Source organism: Enterococcus sp. VV15, assembly GCF_005236045.1.
Lineage (GTDB): Bacteria > Bacillota > Bacilli > Lactobacillales > Enterococcaceae > Enterococcus_B > Enterococcus_B durans.
In genome coordinates this window covers 1-17145 of sequence record NZ_QPTY01000045.1, presented here as the reverse complement: position 1 = coordinate 17145, position 17145 = coordinate 1, and the positions used below count along the sequence as shown (strand labels likewise).

At 37.5% G+C, this 17145-nt stretch carries 15 protein-coding genes; 13 read left to right on the top strand and 2 right to left on the bottom strand.

Annotation, left to right across the window (positions count from 1 at the left end):
* Nucleotides 1-95 precede the first annotated feature (95 nt).
* Complete coding sequence (locus tag DVW83_RS13005; RefSeq protein WP_137239458.1) at nucleotides 96-1790, top strand: fibronectin type III domain-containing protein; 1695 nt, start codon at nucleotides 96-98, stop codon at nucleotides 1788-1790.
* A gap of 180 nt (nucleotides 1791-1970) precedes the next feature.
* On the opposite strand, the gene glmS is transcribed toward DVW83_RS13005, so the two are convergent.
* Nucleotides 1971-3779 (bottom strand): glutamine--fructose-6-phosphate transaminase (isomerizing), encoded by a 1809-nt coding sequence (gene glmS / locus DVW83_RS13000; RefSeq protein WP_104661692.1) that lies wholly within the window; start codon nucleotides 3777-3779, stop codon nucleotides 1971-1973.
* 393 nt (nucleotides 3780-4172) lie between these two features.
* Here glmS and DVW83_RS12995 point away from each other — a divergent pair, with 393 nt between their 5' ends.
* The 7 genes from DVW83_RS12995 to yihA all read left to right on the top strand — a co-directional run bounded on the left by DVW83_RS12995 (nucleotide 4173) and on the right by yihA (nucleotide 10824).
* On the top strand, nucleotides 4173-4463 hold the full coding sequence (locus DVW83_RS12995; protein WP_081135432.1) for a hypothetical protein: 291 nt from the start codon (nucleotides 4173-4175) through the stop codon (nucleotides 4461-4463).
* A 12-nt stretch (nucleotides 4464-4475) separates the two neighbouring features.
* A complete protein-coding gene (gene sppA, locus DVW83_RS12990; RefSeq protein ID WP_137239456.1) occupies nucleotides 4476-5501 on the top strand; it encodes a signal peptide peptidase SppA in 1026 nt (341 codons plus the stop codon).
* A 2-nt stretch (nucleotides 5502-5503) separates the two neighbouring features.
* Nucleotides 5504-6166, top strand: a complete 663-nt coding sequence (locus DVW83_RS12985) for an RDD family protein (protein ID WP_104661694.1) — start codon at nucleotides 5504-5506, stop codon at nucleotides 6164-6166.
* Nucleotides 6167-6257: 91 nt separating this feature from the next.
* Nucleotides 6258-7205, top strand: coding sequence for a hypothetical protein (locus tag DVW83_RS12980; RefSeq protein ID WP_104661695.1), 948 nt, complete (start codon nucleotides 6258-6260; stop codon nucleotides 7203-7205).
* Nucleotides 7206-7344: 139 nt separating this feature from the next.
* Nucleotides 7345-8631 carry a trigger factor gene (gene tig / locus DVW83_RS12975; RefSeq protein ID WP_104661696.1) on the top strand — a complete coding sequence of 429 codons (1287 nt, stop codon included), beginning with the start codon at nucleotides 7345-7347 and terminating at the stop codon, nucleotides 8629-8631.
* Between the two features lie 186 nt (nucleotides 8632-8817).
* A complete protein-coding gene (gene clpX, locus DVW83_RS12970) occupies nucleotides 8818-10068 on the top strand; it encodes an ATP-dependent Clp protease ATP-binding subunit ClpX (RefSeq protein WP_104661697.1) in 1251 nt (416 codons plus the stop codon).
* Nucleotides 10069-10236: 168 nt separating this feature from the next.
* Nucleotides 10237-10824 carry a ribosome biogenesis GTP-binding protein YihA/YsxC gene (gene yihA, locus DVW83_RS12965; RefSeq protein WP_081135444.1) on the top strand — a complete coding sequence of 196 codons (588 nt, stop codon included), beginning with the start codon at nucleotides 10237-10239 and terminating at the stop codon, nucleotides 10822-10824.
* Between the two features lie 72 nt (nucleotides 10825-10896).
* Here yihA and DVW83_RS15250 read toward each other — a convergent pair whose 3' ends face one another.
* Entirely contained in the window at nucleotides 10897-11046 is a 150-nt protein-coding gene (locus DVW83_RS15250; protein ID WP_167592028.1) for an SPJ_0845 family protein, read from the bottom strand.
* A gap of 140 nt (nucleotides 11047-11186) precedes the next feature.
* Here DVW83_RS15250 and DVW83_RS12960 point away from each other — a divergent pair, with 140 nt between their 5' ends.
* From DVW83_RS12960 to DVW83_RS12940, 5 genes are all read left to right on the top strand, one after another.
* Nucleotides 11187-12512, top strand: a complete 1326-nt coding sequence (locus tag DVW83_RS12960) for a hypothetical protein (RefSeq protein WP_174784288.1) — start codon at nucleotides 11187-11189, stop codon at nucleotides 12510-12512.
* Between the two features lie 9 nt (nucleotides 12513-12521).
* Nucleotides 12522-12704: a hypothetical protein gene (locus DVW83_RS12955; RefSeq protein WP_081135447.1), complete on the top strand. Its 183-nt coding sequence runs from the start codon at nucleotides 12522-12524 to the stop codon at nucleotides 12702-12704.
* A gap of 265 nt (nucleotides 12705-12969) precedes the next feature.
* Nucleotides 12970-13722 (top strand): DeoR/GlpR family DNA-binding transcription regulator, encoded by a 753-nt coding sequence (locus DVW83_RS12950; RefSeq protein ID WP_104661698.1) that lies wholly within the window; start codon nucleotides 12970-12972, stop codon nucleotides 13720-13722.
* On the top strand, nucleotides 13719-14633 hold the full coding sequence (gene pfkB, locus DVW83_RS12945) for a 1-phosphofructokinase (protein ID WP_104661699.1): 915 nt from the start codon (nucleotides 13719-13721) through the stop codon (nucleotides 14631-14633). The genes DVW83_RS12950 and pfkB overlap by 4 nt, the downstream gene beginning before the upstream one ends.
* Nucleotides 14634-14650: 17 nt before the next feature.
* Complete coding sequence (locus DVW83_RS12940) at nucleotides 14651-16582, top strand: PTS fructose transporter subunit IIABC (protein ID WP_104661700.1); 1932 nt, start codon at nucleotides 14651-14653, stop codon at nucleotides 16580-16582.
* Nucleotides 16583-17145 lie beyond the last annotated feature (563 nt).

Genomic DNA, 17145 nt, shown 5'->3' with positions numbered 1-17145 from the left:
TTGTGGTTAAAAACATTGTACCGTAAAAGGGCTGTTACATGGCCTTTTATCTTTTACACAATTATATGGACTTTATCGGAAAGGAAAGTGATAAGATGAAATCTATAAGGAAATACCTGCCTTTATTTGCAATGCTACTTCTTTTTATAAAACCTTTTGTAGCAGTTGCCATTTCTCCACAAGGATCAGTTGAAGAGGTGATCATCAAGAATGGAGAATTCAATGAAGGATTGAAGGATTGGATCGTTTCAAGCCCTGGAGAAAACAACCCGTCTCTGGTAGTGGATAGTAACGGCAATCAATATGTAAAAGCAACGAATGGTGAAACTATCCTCCAATATGTCCAGTTAAAACCAAATTCTACGTATCGATTTGCGTATTACGTGATTGGTGATCCTAACTTTCCAGCGATTGTCGAGTTTGGCACGTTGAATCATGACCAAGGATACCATCTACTGAAGGAAGAAAAGCATTATGACATCTCTTGGAAACAACATGAATTTATTTTTACAACACCAACAGATGAGAATACTTATGTCATTCGCTTTGCTTCGAGTGGCAATGGCGAAGCTAAATTTGATAATATTCAAGCCGCTTGGTTGGATCTGGAGAGTCCATCGATTCCACAAAAATTATTGGTGGAAAGTGTTGCTTCTGATACGGTGAGTTTGTCGTGGAAGGCATCCACAGATAACATCGGTGTAGCCGGCTATCGTGTTTATCGGGATAAACAGTTGGTCCAAGAGGTTCAAGGAGAACAGTTTACTGATACTGGGTTGACGGAAGACACTGAATATACATATGAGGTACGGTCTTTTGATGCAGCAGGGAATCTGTCAGAAGCAAGCAATGAAGTCTTTGCACGAACGAGTGTACCAGTGGATGAGGAAGCGCCTACGATACCTCTGAATCTAAAAATGGAGAATGTGACAACAGATACGGTGAGTTTGTCGTGGAAGGCATCCACAGATAACATCGGTGTAGCTGGCTATCGTGTTTATCGGGATAAACAGTTGGTCCAAGAGGTTCAAGGAGAACAGTTTACTGATACTGGATTGACGGAAGACACTGAATATACATATGAGGTACGGGCTTTTGATACAGCAGGGAATCAGTCAGAAGCAAGCAATAGAATTAATGTAAGAACGAAGGAAATCGTTGATCACAAGCCGCCTACGACACCGATGAATGTAAGGGCGACAGTCGTGACAGAAAACAAAGTGACCTTACTTTGGGAAGCTTCCAGTGATGAAAGTGGCATTAGAAGTTACCTAGTATATCGAAATAGTATTTTGGTCGGTAGTCTTCCAGACGATACCTTATCCTATACAGATACGAATTTATCTGAAAAAACAAAATATTATTATACAATAACCGCCTGTGATAATGCTGGAAATGTATCGGTGGCATCTAAAGCGTTGCTCATCACGACAAAAGGAACAACCCTTCCTCCAATAGTAGAAGAAAAGCCGAAAGAAGAAAAACCTTCTCCAAGCGTGCCTCGACCTCCGCAAAAAGAGAATATAGGCAACTCAACTGTAGATGCTTCTGGTAACAAAATGGAGAAAGAACAAATGGGGATGATAAATCGAGGGAAGAATCGCCCCGTAGATCATTCACTTAATCTAACTGCAGAGGCAATACAAAAAATCAGTAAAATATTGACCAAAGATAGTGTTAAAAATCTACCATTAATTGGCACACAAAAGAATTCACTTGTAAAGATGAGTGGCGTGGGTATAACAGCAATTAGCTTGTGTTTGTTCTATATAAGGAAACGGAGAAAATAAAAAAGATTCTGGGACAAAAGTAAGTAATACTTTTTATCTCAGAATCTGTATACGTATAAACAGTAAGGCAGAAGCATGTTATTGGGAAAATAAGTCACAATTCACAAAATTTCGAAAAGTGATTTCTGTGAATCCGTCCTGATGTTCGGAGTGAAATACTTCTGCCTCGACTGTTTTTTGTCATTCTACTGTTACTGATTTTGCGAGATTACGTGGTTTATCAACGTCTAATCCTCTTAGAAGTGTGGCATAATAGGCAATTAATTGAGTAGGGATAACTGTAGCCAATGGTGTCAATAATGGATGGACTACAGGAAGAACGAGTTGGTCTTGTTTCATTTCAAGTCCCTTTGCCGCAATCACTAATGTTTTCGCTCCACGGCTTTCTACTTCTCTCAAATTACCTCTTGTATGTGATCCAGTAACCGCCTCGCTAATGATCCCAATCACTGGTGTTCCTTCTTCGATCAAAGCGATCGTTCCGTGTTTTAATTCACCGGCTGCAAATCCTTCCGCTTGGATATAGCTGATTTCCTTTAATTTCAAAGCAGCTTCCAGTGAAACAGCGTAATCAGCTCCTCGTCCGATATAAAATGCATTTCGAGTATCTGTCAAATACTCTGCAGCAAGTTGATGCAGTTCATCTTTTTGTGTGATGATCTCTTCCATGGCATTTGCTACAATACCAAGTTCATGGCTAATATCGAATGTTTGTGCATTTTTTAATTGTTTTGTTTCACCAATGCCCTTCGCCAACAGTGCGAGTACAGCAATTTGTGCTGTATAAGCTTTGGTTGATGCAACAGCGATTTCGGGTCCCGCATGTAATAGAAGAGTGAAAGAAGCTTCTCTTGATAAAGTTGAATCTGGAACGTTTGTGATCGTCAGTGTAGGGTGTCCTAGTTCATTGATTTTAACTAAAACCTGACGACTGTCGGCTGTTTCACCACTTTGGCTTAAGAAAACAAAAAATGGCTTTTCCGAAAGTAAAGGCATCGAATAACCAAATTCACTAGCTAAGTGGACTTCTACAGGAATATTCGTCAATTTTTCGAGTATTGGCTTACCTGCTAGGCCCGCATGATAGCTCGTTCCGCAAGCTACGATGAAAATCCGATCACTTTCTTTCGCGGTAGCTAACATTTTTTTATCCATCACAATTTGATGCTGTTGGTTCGTATATGCTTGGATGATTTTTCTCATCACGATGGGCTGTTCATCGATTTCTTTCAGCATATAGTAAGGATATGTGCCTTTTTCGATGTCTGTTGCATCGATCTGTGCCTCGAAAGAAGGGCGATCCACAGAAATACCGTCAATTGTTTGGATAGATATATCGTCTTTTGTTACGATGACTACTTCACCATCTTCGATTTCGACAAACTCTCTAGTATAAGAAAGCATTGCCATTGCGTCGCTAGCAACTACATTGAACCCATCCCCTAAGCCAATCAATAAAGGGCTTTTATTTTTTGCTACGAAGATCGTGTTAGGAAGAGTTCTGTCTATCAATGCAAAAGCATAAGAACCTTTGATCAATTGTAATGCTTTAGTGAATGCAACTTTTGTAGGCCATCCTTGATCTGCGAAAAATTCGATCAAATGAGCAACAATCTCTGTATCTGTTTCTCCAACAAAAGTATCGTTTGCTAAATAATTTGTTTTTATTTCTTCAAAATTTTCGATCACACCGTTATGGACAAGAACGAAACGACCTGTTTGTGAAGTATGCGGATGTGCATTTTCTTCAGTCGGTTCACCGTGAGTTGCCCATCTTGTATGACCGATACCGATGGATCCGATCATTTCATCTGTTAATTTATCCTTTAGATTTTGGATTCTGCCCTGCGCCTTGATCAAGTAATCTGCTTCGTCATTTGCAATAAAGATACCAGCTGAATCGTAGCCACGGTATTCTAATTTTTCAAGTCCGTTGATCAAACCAGGAGTTACATTTTCTAAACCTATCATTCCAACAATTCCACACATAAAAAAACATCCTACTTTCTATAATAATCTCATGAAGAAAGTTTCCAGCTGCATGGATATTTCTTTGTTCTATCTTCACAGATAGTTTTTTTGAATATCCTATAGAGTGCATTCCCTGAGGTCACCCGCCGAAATTTCGATAAACCTCTTCCTCGTCATCTGTCACTACAGATCAGGCGCTATTCCGTTAATGGTCTATTCGAACCATCTTTTAATATTTTTTCTGGAAACATCTAAAATAATAACTTTTTTATGTTGGTTTTGTCAATGTATAAGCAAAAAATATAATTGGTATATATATGGTTGGCGCGACTGGTAAAATTCCTAATTTTAGCTATCATCTTTTTGAATAGTTCGGTACAATAATATTTAAGAAACAAAAGGAGGATAAAAATGGAAGCGCAAATAGAAATCATGACATTGGGTCAGTTAAAACAACGTTTAGCCGAACTTGAAAAAACAAGTGAGATCACTGATGAAACGAAAATATTTTTGGATACAGGTTGGGATAGTATCCAAGAAATCTCTCCTGACGCGTTAGCGGTGGAGGATGCACAACGTTTTGCAGTAGAAGATGAATTGACAAAAGAAAAATTCATTGGTTATGCATTAGAAGAAAAAGCAGAGAAAATGAATGCTGAAGAGAAAAAAGAAAAAGTGATTGTCATCAAAAATTTATATTAGGAGAGAAGTCGTATGAATAAAAAGCGTTGGATAGCCGTTTTGATTGCTGCTGGGTTGTTGGTCATCTCATTAGTCTCGTCAAGTTTAACTAAAGAGAAAGAAGAAACACAAATGACTGACTTGAATAGTCTGCTTTATGGAAGTGATGAATTGACTCCAACTGTGCTTGAAGATGGGGATAGTACAGAAAAAATCGTGAAACTGACTGTTGATGGCACGATAGCCAGTGGTGGTTCATCGGGACTGTTTGCATCAGAAGGATACAATCATGAAAACTTTATGGAACAATTAAAAGCAATTCAAGAAGATAAGAGTGTAAAGGGAATCTTTTTAGAAGTGAATTCTCCAGGAGGAGGCGTTTATGAAAGCGCCGAAATTGCTAAGACATTGAAAGATATTCGTGCAGATCGAAAAATCCCGATGTATGTGAGTATGAAAAATACAGCAGCCAGTGGTGGCTATTACATCTCTGCACAAGCAGACAAAATCTTTGCAACAGACGAAACGGTTACTGGATCGATTGGAGTAATCATGTCTGGTTTGAATTATTCAGGATTATTGGAAAAGCTCGGAGTAAAAGATACAACTGTGAAGAGTGGTGCGCTAAAAGATATGGGGTCAAGTACTAGACCAACAACGAAAGAAGACCAAGAAGTACTTCAAGCGTACATCGATAGTGCTTATAATCGGTTTGTGAAGGTAGTAAGCGAAGGGAGACACAAAACAGAAGCTGAAGTGAAACAGATTGCTGACGGCCGTATCTATGATGGGGCACAAGCGAAAGGAATTGGGTTAGTCGATGAGATTGCTTATCCAGAGGACGCACTAAAAGCAATGCGTAAAGAACAAAAACTAGAAAATGCACAGTTAGTTGAATATTCCGCTAGTTCTACTGGTTTTGCTAATACGTGGCTAGGTTCTAAATTAGCTCAGTTCCAAGGATTAAAAGCTTCAGAAACCAACCAGATCTTGACACTTCTTGAAAATCTTGGGACAGCGGAATCTCCAAAAGCAATGTATTATTACGGAGGTGAGTAAGAATGTCTGAACATTTAGAAGAAGATCAAATAAAAACTGAGCAAGAGCATCATGACCGTCCAGCTGTTGGACCTGATCCTAATTTCTCTCAAAAAGTTCTCCAATCTTTTAAAGAACGTCCTTTGACGGAAAGTGAAATTGAGACGAAACAGAAAAATTGGCAACGGTATACAAAAGAACGACCAGAAGTTCCAAAAGTCAATGATTTCCCAAAGTATTTTTATGCTGGGTTTTGGGTAAGGCTTGGTGCCTTTTTGATTGATTTGTTATGTATAGGTTCAATTACTCGATTGACATTAGGTATCGCTTTGAATCTTGGTTGGATCGATTATGCGGATTCTTACCTAAGTTTCTATGGTGGAGCTGCATTGGTCATTTATTTAGCTTATTTTGTTTTATTGACGAAACTGAACCATGGACAAACGATCGGCAAAATGATTTTTGGTATTCGTGTAGTTGGTTTTGACGAGACAGAATTAAGTTGGTCGACTGTTTTGGTTAGAGAAGGTGCATGCCGATTCATACTAAAATTTCCATTGTTGTTTATAGGGTATCTGCCAGTTATCTTTAGCAAAAGAAAACAGCATATTGGTGATTACTTCTCAAATACGAGTGTTGTAACGATCAATTTGATCAAGGCTTTCAACCAAGAAGTGAATGCATAACATAAAAAAATCATGATAATACAAAAAATATTGTCATGATTTTTTTTATTTGCTACTATTGGAAGCGATGAACTGAAAGGAGGGGGAAGAAGTGGACCAAATTGATTTTCCAGATAAATATGAAAATCTGATGCGTATTGCTCAACAAGCCTTAGCAGACCAGCGGTACACACAGGCGAAAGAACTATTGTTACGGGCACATGACCTAGAACCTAACTTTGAGGTAAATAGTCTGCTAGTCTTTTGTCTATTTGAACTTGATGAAAAACAAGAAGCGTTGAGTCAAGCAGTGCTTCATGAAAGTGAATATCTGGCAAGCGAAGAATTTGCTGGATTTTATTTTGATTTATTGATTGCAAACAATGATTTTTTGTATGTCCGCAAATTGATTGCAAGTTGTACTTTTCCAGAAGAATTTGAACAATCTATTATCAATAAAGTCCAACAAGCAGAGCAATTTTCCAGCCAAATGGAACGGCAAAATATTCGAGAAATCCACCGTTTGGCAGAGTTATTACCCACGATGGAACCGGCTGAACAGTTATTGATGATCCAAAAAATCGAAGAGTTACCCTACCATGAATTTGTTCAGGTAGTAACAAAATTGATCATTATGCCTGAAGTCCAGTTATTGGCGAGAGCGAAGATGCTCGAATCACTGACCCAAGTGAAAGAGTGTCATCCTATTTCGTATTTGACAATCGACGAAACATTAGTCCAATTCATTCCTAAGTTACTGCCTATGCCGGAAAACCAACCTGCTTATCAAGAACTTCGTCGATTAGCAGAAGAATTTGAGAACCAAGACGCATTTTTAAGCACAGTTTTGAAAGAAGAGTTTGCTATGCAATCTGCGCTCGTTTATCCGATCTATGATACATATATCAATGATCCAAACAGCTGGTTCGACTTAACTGTAGCAGTATACCGCAACGACCTACCTGCGGACTACACAGAAGTAGAAATAGCAGAATTCATGAATAAAAGAGCAGGAATTTTGAAAGAAATGATGATCTTACAAGAGGGAATCAGATACTAAAAAGATAAAAAAGTCATGAAAAACGGGGATTCTAGTCACTCAATATGTTTACAATTTGAGAGGGTTAGTGTACTATTTAAAGGTATGCATGAAACGTTTTTGATGTATAAAATGAATTTCTAAACTCGGAGGGAATTAAATGACTGCAACATTTGAAAAAAAAGGCACAAATGATGGTGTTTTAAAATTTACGATTGCGCAAGATGAAATCCAAAAAGGTCTAACAACTGCGTTTAATAAAGTTAAAGGAAACTTGAATGTACCAGGATTCCGTAAAGGAAAAGTTTCTCGTCAAGTATTTAATCGTATGTATGGTGAAGAAGCACTTTATGAAGATGCATTGAATGCTGTTTTACCAGAAGCTTATGAAGCTGCTGTTAAAGAAGCTGGAATCGACCCTGTATCTCAACCTCAAATCGATGTTGAAAGTATGGAAAAAGGCCAAGACTGGGTGATCACTGCTGAAGTAACAGTGAAACCTGAAGTGAAATTAGGTCAATATAAAGACTTAGTCGTTGAAAAACAAGACCGTGAAGTAACAGAAGCAGACCTTGAAGAACGTATCAAACGCGAACAAGAAGCGCAAGCTGAATTAGTGATCAAAGAAGACGCTGCAGCAGAAGATGGCGATACAGTAGTGATCGATTTTGAAGGTTTCGTTGATGGCGAAGCTTTTGACGGTGGAAAAGGTGAAAACTACTCACTTGAATTAGGTTCTGGCTCATTTATTCCTGGATTTGAAGAACAACTTGTTGGTAAAAAATCAGGAGAAAGCCTAGATGTAACTGTGACATTCCCAGAAGATTATCAAGCAGAAGATCTAGCTGGAAAAGAAGCAGTCTTCAAAGTGACTGTTCATGAAGTAAAATCAAAAGAAGTTCCTGAATTAGACGATGAATTTGCAAAAGATGTGGATGATGAAGTATCTACATTGGCTGAACTAAAAGAAAAATATCTTAAAGAATTAACTGAAGCAAAAGAAAAAGCAGCAGATGATGCAAAAGACGAAGCTGCTATCCTTTTAGCTGTTGAAAATGCAGAAATCGTGGATCTTCCACACGTAATGGTCCACGATGAAGTACACCGTTCAATGGACGAATTCTTGAACAATATGCAACGTCAAGGAATCTCACCAGAAATGTACTATCAATTAACTGGTTCTACTGAAGAAGACTTGCATAAACAATTTGAAGGCGAAGCGGAAACTCGTACAAAAACAAACCTTGTGATCGAAGCAATCGCTAAAGCTGAAAACTTAGAAGCAACTGAAGAAGAAATCAATGCAGAAATCCAAGAATTGGCTGATTCTTACAACATGCCGATCGACCAAATCAAACGTGTATTGACAGATGATATGTTAGAACACGATGTAACAATGAAAAAAGCAATCGATTTGATCACTGGTACAGCAACTGAAGCAGAATAATTTTTGCTAGATGAAAATCGAAAGCAGACAGGCTATGATCATAGCCTGTCTCTTTTTCCCTTTCTTAGGGATTATGTAGATTGTTTTGTACTTTTGCTTTTATTTAAATTATGTTATGATAGTAAAAGACTGTAAAGTCTGTGATAGTTTCTTGCATGTTCAAGTGCGAGTTAAGGGGTGAAGACCATGTATGATAATCCAAGTGGTAACGAGACCGTACGTTGTTCTTTTTGCGGAAAGACACAAGAAGAAGTAAAAAAAATCGTAGCAGGTCCAGGGGTCTACATCTGTAATGAATGTATCGACCTATGTAAAGAAATCATTGATGAAGAATTTTATGAAGAAGCTGTACGCGAGTTTACAGAAGTGCCGAAACCAGCAGAAATTTTAGATGTCTTAAATAGTTACGTGATTGGTCAGGATCGTGCAAAACGATCATTAGCTGTAGCTGTGTACAATCATTACAAACGCGTCAACCAACAAGTGCAAGATGATGCTGATGAAGTAGAACTACAAAAGAGTAATATCTGTTTGATCGGTCCTACTGGATCAGGGAAAACATTTTTAGCACAAACGTTAGCGAAGACATTGAATGTTCCTTTTGCGATTGCGGATGCTACAAGTCTAACAGAAGCGGGATATGTCGGAGAAGATGTAGAAAATATCTTATTGAAGTTATTGCAGTCAGCTGATTATAACGTTGAGCGTGCGGAAAAAGGGATCATCTACATTGATGAAATCGATAAAATCGCGCGTAAAAGCGAAAATGTCTCAATTACTCGTGATGTTTCGGGTGAAGGAGTACAACAAGCTTTACTAAAAATTCTTGAAGGTACAGTAGCGAGCGTTCCACCTCAAGGAGGACGTAAACATCCTCATCAAGAATTTATCCAGATCGATACTACGAATGTATTATTCATCGTAGGTGGTGCTTTCGATGGTATCGAAACAATCGTCAAAAACCGTATGGGTGAAAAAACGATCGGATTTGGTAAGAACAATCAGAAATTGTCAGAGGATGAAAGTGTGATGCAACACATCATTCCAGAAGATTTGCTTAAGTTTGGGTTGATTCCTGAATTCATCGGACGCTTACCAGTAATGGCGGCTCTGGAAAAATTAACAGTTGCCGATCTTGTTCGCATCTTGACTGAACCAAAAAATGCATTAGTCAAACAATATCAAAAATTGCTATCCTTAGATGATACTGAGTTGGAATTTGAACCAGATGCACTAGAAGCAATTGCGAAAAAAGCAATCGACAGAAATACCGGTGCGCGCGGCTTGCGTTCGATCATCGAAGAAATCATGATGGATGTGATGTTTGATATTCCATCAAATGAAGCAATCGAAAAAGTGATCATCACAAAAGAAGCTGCTGAACTTACTGGTGAGCCAACGATTGTCTACAAAGATTCTGAGAAAAAAGCTGGCTAAAACTTTAGGCTGTTGCGAAAGTCGTTTATCGCTTTTGCGGCAGCTCTTTCTTTAGTATCGAATGAGCAAATGGAAAAAGCAAAAGGCAGTTTAAAAAGCTGTTGGTCAAACATTGAACGATACAACCAGTTTGACTGATGGTTAGTAGTGTTTAAGGAGAGAAGAGTTATGAAAGTACATCAAGCGGATATCGTGATCAGTGCAGTCGCGCCAAAACAATATCCAGAAACAGATTTACCTGAAATCGCTTTGGCAGGAAGATCAAATGTGGGGAAGTCATCATTTATCAATACATTGATAGATCGCAAAAATTTGGCACGTACTTCAGGCAAGCCTGGTAAGACACAAACACTGAATTTTTACTTGATTGAAAATGCCTTGCACTTTGTTGATGTTCCAGGTTATGGGTATGCGAAAGTATCAAAAACAGAACGTGCAAAATGGGGAAAGATGATCGAAACCTATATCACAACTAGGGAGCAATTGCGTGCAGTTGTCTCGTTAGTTGATTTACGCCACAGACCTTCACAAGAAGATATCCAAATGTACGAATTTTTGAAGTACTATGATATTCCAGTTATCGTAGTAGCTACAAAAGCAGATAAAATCCCTAGAGGAAAATGGAATAAACACGAAAGTGAAATAAAGAAAGCACTTGATTTTGATCATAACGATCAATTTATTTTGTTTTCTTCTGTAACGAAGCAAGGAAAAGAAGAAGCGTGGCAGGCTATTGAAGCGGCAATTGCAGAATAAATAAGTTAAAAAGACTTGTAGTAATTTGATACTCCAGCGAGTGGAGAAATTCAAATTTACTACAAGTTTTTTTTATTTCTTTTTCTTGTCTTTTTTTAAATCATCTTTTGGTTTTAAGAAGCGATCGATTTCTTCCTTAGAAGTAACTGTTTTTTCTGGATCAACCGCAAATGATTCGAATAATTTATCAAGATTATCGGTGCGTTCAAATTTTAAGCCCATTTTGTCCACCTCGTTTGAGAATTTATAGCTTCATTCTACCATGGAATATTTGTAAATGCATTCAAGACTTTAAATTTTAGTTTTTTCTTATATTTGGTTATAATTTAATTATAAAATAATTTGAAAGAGGTGAGAAAGGTATGGAAGAGAATAAATTATTAATGACGATCCAACTGACCGAATTGAATCAATTTGAGAAGAAAAATCAAATTGAGGATTGGCTTGCGTTTATTCGATTGTTGATTACACCGTCTTATTTCCAATCTTCTCATCAAGGAATGAGACCATTCGAATTGAAGAGATTCCAACAAGTGTTACTTCAGGAGGGTCCGCTGGATTTTGGCTGGTTCATCATAGGAAATGACGCAAATGAATTCAGCATTCATTTTGACGGACAAGAAATAGTGATGAAAAATATTTTTCAAAAGCAACTGATGGATAAGCATGTTACTGTCATCCGAGATTATATCAGAACAAAGATGTTTCAGCATGGTGTTTTTGCGTATATAAGACTTTACGATGAATTCGTGTACAACAATACCACAGATATAGATGAACGTTTGCTTATTGAATCGAAAGAAGAAATTCGTCTATTACCAAAAATCAAACGGGCAGATGGAGAAATCATCGTTGATTGTAATCAATTTTCTGGATATGACCTATCTTACAAAGGGTTATGTTTTACTTCTTGCTGGGAAATGTATTACAGTTCCTACTATTATCGTGTGATTCCCAAACAAATCTTCTTGGATGTGCAACAAGTGGAATGGGTCAAAGAGTATGAGAATCAGGTAGTTGGTGTACAGCTTTATCGCGACCCCTTCAATTGGAAAGCTGAAGTCAATCAGCAATTTCAAGCTTACTATCGCGATCAGTTGGGATTTGATCATTTAGCGTGGGACAATGGCGTAGGCTTGTTGAAAACGCCTTTTATAGAATATGCATATACAGACAAAAGTGTTCAGTCTGTTCAATACGAAAATAGAATGATGCAACCTGCTCCTAAGAAGAATGCTACATTTTTTGTTACTAGAAGCTATGATTTTGAAAAAGATGAATATAGAGAAAAAAGGATAAAAGGCGCATTGAACACACAAGCTTACTTTCCTTGGGTGGATGAGCAACGTGCGCAAATGATGTCTTACAAAGTAATCGATCCGAGCATTACACTAGATAACGGTATCCAAGCTTATTGTTATTATATCCGAGAGTACTTGGAAGTAGCGGTAGAGGATGAAAAGTATCAAGAATACCTATTGATTTTACGACTTTATGTCCCAAGTGATATTTTAAAAGTGGTGCCCCTAGATGAGATACGTGAGGAATTATCCGATATCAAGTTCAAAAGATTTAGAAAACGAAGAGGTAGATTGACTTTTGACGTAAAGAAAGATATCCATCATTTGAGAGTAGAGATCTTAGATTATCCTAAGTTAGAACAGTTAGCGACAGCACAAAAAAGTTGAGGTGAAAAAATGGATAAACGTTTATACTATCGCATCATGCTACCTACAGCGTTACTTGCTTTACTCATTTTTTTGATTCCAAGAATACCGATACGTTCAATTTTGGGATTTTTAGTCATGCTTAGCGGACTGGGCTTTTATTATTATACCCTTCACAAAACTAAAATAAGTAAACAAAAGGAAAAAGTCTAATCGATAATCAGATGATTGACCGATAGTGATAGTTAAATAAGTGATAAATAACAGAACGTCGAAGCACACAAAAACTTGTGGTATTCGAACTTACGTGGACGTATTCAAGGTTCTGTGATTTATCGCTTTTTTTGATATATAGGGTGAATTTTGAATGAAATGATTCGTTTATGATTGTAAGAGAATATTTTTGGATGTTTTTGAATGTTTTGTATTGAATTTATAAAAACAATGTGCTACTATTTGTCATGAGGTGATCGTGGAAATGCTTACAGAGGAACGGAGACAGAAAATACTTCATTTATTGGATCAACATAAGATCGTGAAGTCACAGGATCTAGTAAACCTTCTAAATGCTTCTGAATCAACAATCAGACGCGATTTACAGGACTTAGAAAACGATGGGCTTCTTGAACGTATCCATGGTGGTGCAAAAAAAGGACAGCTTTTAGGCTTTGAACAAGCAATGAGCGAAAAAACGCTCAAAAACGTTCATGAAAAACATAAAATTGTCCAAATCGCGGCCGAATTGATCAATGATGAAGACGTGATTTACTTGGATGCTGGTTCAACGACATTGGAAATGATTCCTTATCTACAGGGTAAAAAAATTACTATTGTCACCAATTCAGTCAAACATGCTGCAAGTCTAGTTGATTTACAACTTCCTACGATCATTCTAGGAGGCATGATTAAGTTATCGACGAATGCAGTATTAGGCTCTAGCGTGATCGAGCAATTAAAAGACTTTCATTTCAATAAAGCGTTCATGGGGATGAATGGTGTCCATGTTGAGCGTGGTTTTACGACGCCTGACCCAGAAGAAGCTGCGGTAAAACGTCTAGCAATGGCACATTCGGAAGAAAGTTTTGTCTTAGTCGATCAATCGAAATTCAATCAATTAAGCTTCACTTTTGTCGCACCTTTAGAAGCAGCTACGATCATAACCGAGTGTTGTCCATCAGAATATGCGGAACAATATCATGAACGGACAACAATTAAGGAGGCTATACAATGATTTACACAGTAACATTGAACCCGTCAATTGACTTTATTGTAAAAGTTGATGGATTGAAACTAGGTGATTTGAATCGAATGAAAGAAGACTTCAAACTACCTGGTGGGAAAGGTATCAACGTATCAAGGATCTTGAAAAGGATGGACACGGAATCGACCGCTCTTGGATTTTTAGGTGGATTTACCGGCAATTTTATTTCTGAATGGTTAAAGGAAGAGCAAATCAATACAGCCTTTACCAACGTCCAATTTGATACACGAATCAATATCAAATTGAAATCGGATACTGAAACGGAAATCAATGGGTTAGGACCAGTTCTTTCTGAAAAAGAAATTGAAGATTTAAAACAAGCGATGAATAATGTAAAAAAAGGCGATATCGTTGTTTTGTCAGGTAGCACACCAGCAAGTTTAAGAAACGGATTTTACCAAGAATTAATTGAGATTATCCGTGGAAAAGAAGCAGAATTTGTGATTGATACAACAGGTGATGATCTTAAAGATGCTTTAGCAAAAAGACCATTACTAATCAAGCCGAACAATCATGAATTAGCTGAACTATATCACACAGAATTCAAGAGTATCGAGGATATCCTTCCATATGGAAAAAAATTACTTGAAGAAGGTGCTCAAAACGTATTGATCTCTATGGCCGGTGATGGTGCTTTACTCTTCACAAAAGATGGTGCGTATCAGTCGAATGTTTTAGTACGTCCGTTGAAAAATTCGGTAGGAGCAGGAGATTCAATGATTGCTGGTTTTATTGGATCTTACAGCAAAGATCAAGATGCAGTTGAAGCATTCAAATGGGGAGTTGCATGCGGAAGTGCTACAGCATTCTCTGATGATTTAGCAACAAAGGCATTGATCGATGAATTAATACCAGAAGTTGAAATTACAAAAATTGATTGATTTCTAGGAGGGTTATCATGAATATTAAAGACTTAATGGTCAAAGATGCAATGATCATGGACCTACAAGCGACTGATAAAAAAGGCGCAATTGATGAAATGGTCCAAAAAATGTATGAAGCAGGTCGTATTTCAGATATTAAAACCTACAAAGACGGTATTTTAGCACGTGAAGCACAAACATCAACTGGTTTAGGTGATGGTATTGCAATGCCTCACGCAAAAAATGCAGCTGTCAAAGAAGCAACAGTTTTATTTGCCAAAAGCAAAAAAGGTGTTGACTATGAATCATTAGATGGTCAACCAACTTATTTGTTTTTCATGATTGCTGCACCAGAAGGGGCAAATGATACTCATTTACAAGCATTAGCAGCATTGTCCCGCCTTTTGATCGATCCAGATTTTGTCGGTAAATTAAAACAGGTGGAAACACCAGAAGCTGTTCAAGAATTATTCCAAACAGCGGAAGAACAAAAAGAAGCAGAAGAAAAAGCTGAAACAGAAGCTCAAGCAACAGAAAAAAGTTTAGATCCTAAAAAGAAATATATCGTTGCTGTCACTGCTTGCCCAACAGGAATCGCTCATACGTATATGGCAGAAGATTCACTTAAGAAAAAAGCAAAAGAAATGGGCGTTGACATCAAAGTTGAAACAAATGGTTCTGAAGGGATCAAGAATCGTTTGACAGCAGAAGATATCGCTCGAGCAGATGGGGTCATCGTCGCTGCAGATAAAAAAGTCGAAATGGATCGTTTTGATGGGAAAAAATTAGTCAATCGACCAGTCAGCGATGGTATCCGCAAGCCAGAAGAATTGATCCAATTGGCAATCAACGATACTGCCCCAGTTTTCCATGGAGAAGGAAAAGATGGTGCAGCAGATGAAGGAAATGCTGATGGCACAGTTGGTCAAAGAATCTATAAAGATTTGATGAATGGTGTTTCTCATATGTTACCGTTTGTTATTGGTGGCGGGATCGCAATTGCTCTTTCATTTATGATTGATCAATTCATGGGTGTTCCTCAAGACCAATTAGCAAACTTAGGGAATTATAATCAATTAGCTAGTTGGTTCAACCAAATTGGCCAAGCTGCATTTGGCTTCATGTTACCAGTCTTAGCGGGATTCATTGCTTCAAGTATTGGTGATCGTCCGGGATTAGTTGTTGGTTTTGCAGCTGGTGCTTTAGCAAATACTGGTGGTGCAGGATTCTTAGGTGCATTGATCGGTGGTTTCATCGCAGGTTATGTGATCGTGTTCTTACGTAAAGTATTCAAGAATTTACCAAAATCATTGGATGGGATTAAAACGATCCTATTTTACCCAGTCTTTGGTTTATTGATTACCGGATTCTTGATGTTGCTGGTCAATGTCCCTATGAAGGCGATCAATGATGCGTTGAATAGCTTTTTGACTGGCATGAGTGGTTCAAATGCCGCACTACTTGGTGCTTTGCTAGCTGGAATGATGGCAGCCGATCTTGGTGGACCAATCAATAAAGCAGCGTATGTATTTGGGACAGCGACTTTAGCTACAACTGTTGCAACTGGCGGAAGTGTAGTCATGGCATCTGTTATGGCAGGTGGTATGGTTCCACCATTAGCTATTTTCGTAGCAACATGTCTATTCAAAAATAAATTTAGCAAAACAGATCAAGATGCTGGTTTGACAAACATCATCATGGGGCTATCCTTTGTTACAGAAGGTTCTATACCTTTTGCAGCCGCTGACCCTATTCGTGCTATTCCAAGTTTCATTATTGGTTCAGCCCTAACTGGTGGCTTAGTTGGTGCATTGGGAATTAAATTACTTGCACCACATGGGGGTATCTTCGTTGTTTTCCTAGTAAGTCAACCAATCATGTATCTTGTATTTATTGCTATCGGTGCAGTTGTTTCCGGTGTGATCTATGGTCTATTGAGAAAAACACCCGAATTAGCAAAAGCTTAAAATCAGTTCTAGTAACTACTTGGTTTCCTTTATTGAGGAAATCAAGTAGTTTTTTTGTGCAAATTTTTGACGGTTTAAAATGTGTGTAGTATCATTTTCTTATAATCGAAAATTAATAAAAAGCATTGGCCAATAATGATGAATTTCTCAATTTTGAAAAATTTAGAATTATTTATATTGCTGAGAAAATCTTCGTGAACACATAGTATATCTATAAATATAGTCGAAAATGCTATTTGGAATATTGGTGTTTTTTCGTAATAAACAAGAACATAAAACTTAGTGGAGAAAATGAAACCGTTCCTTTTAGTTCGAAAAATGAATAAATGTTATAATTTGATGAGAGTGATTGAGAAGAGAAATCTTTACATTGAAAGCAACCAGTAAAGATGAAATCAATTAGAAAATGACGATTCATTTTCGTGGAAAATATAATTATCTTTAGTATATAAGTACGTTTAAATTCAAATATGTTCGAAAGTATGAAGTCAAGTCCATAATCCTGTGTAAAATACTATACAATGTTTTACCGGTCTCTCATTGATCAAACTTAATATATTTTC

Excerpts from the sequence above, each read along its gene's own strand:
- DVW83_RS12985 (WP_104661694.1), top strand. The coding sequence starts at position 5,504 with ATGTCTGAACATTTAGAAGAAGATCAAATAAAAACTGAGCAAGAGCAT.
- clpX (WP_104661697.1), top strand. The coding sequence starts at position 8,818 with ATGTATGATAATCCAAGTGGTAACGAGACCGTACGTTGTTCTTTTTGC.
- DVW83_RS13005 (WP_137239458.1), top strand. The coding sequence starts at position 96 with ATGAAATCTATAAGGAAATACCTGCCTTTATTTGCAATGCTACTTCTT.
- pfkB (WP_104661699.1), top strand. The coding sequence starts at position 13,719 with ATGATTTACACAGTAACATTGAACCCGTCAATTGACTTTATTGTAAAA.
- DVW83_RS15250 (WP_167592028.1), bottom strand. The coding sequence starts at position 11,046 with ATGGGCTTAAAATTTGAACGCACCGATAATCTTGATAAATTATTCGAA.
- DVW83_RS12955 (WP_081135447.1), top strand. The coding sequence starts at position 12,522 with ATGGATAAACGTTTATACTATCGCATCATGCTACCTACAGCGTTACTT.
- sppA (WP_137239456.1), top strand. The coding sequence starts at position 4,476 with ATGAATAAAAAGCGTTGGATAGCCGTTTTGATTGCTGCTGGGTTGTTG.
- tig (WP_104661696.1), top strand. The coding sequence starts at position 7,345 with ATGACTGCAACATTTGAAAAAAAAGGCACAAATGATGGTGTTTTAAAA.
- DVW83_RS12995 (WP_081135432.1), top strand. The coding sequence starts at position 4,173 with ATGGAAGCGCAAATAGAAATCATGACATTGGGTCAGTTAAAACAACGT.
- DVW83_RS12940 (WP_104661700.1), top strand. The coding sequence starts at position 14,651 with ATGAATATTAAAGACTTAATGGTCAAAGATGCAATGATCATGGACCTA.
- DVW83_RS12960 (WP_174784288.1), top strand. The coding sequence starts at position 11,187 with ATGGAAGAGAATAAATTATTAATGACGATCCAACTGACCGAATTGAAT.
- DVW83_RS12950 (WP_104661698.1), top strand. The coding sequence starts at position 12,970 with ATGCTTACAGAGGAACGGAGACAGAAAATACTTCATTTATTGGATCAA.
- yihA (WP_081135444.1), top strand. The coding sequence starts at position 10,237 with ATGAAAGTACATCAAGCGGATATCGTGATCAGTGCAGTCGCGCCAAAA.
- glmS (WP_104661692.1), bottom strand. The coding sequence starts at position 3,779 with ATGTGTGGAATTGTTGGAATGATAGGTTTAGAAAATGTAACTCCTGGT.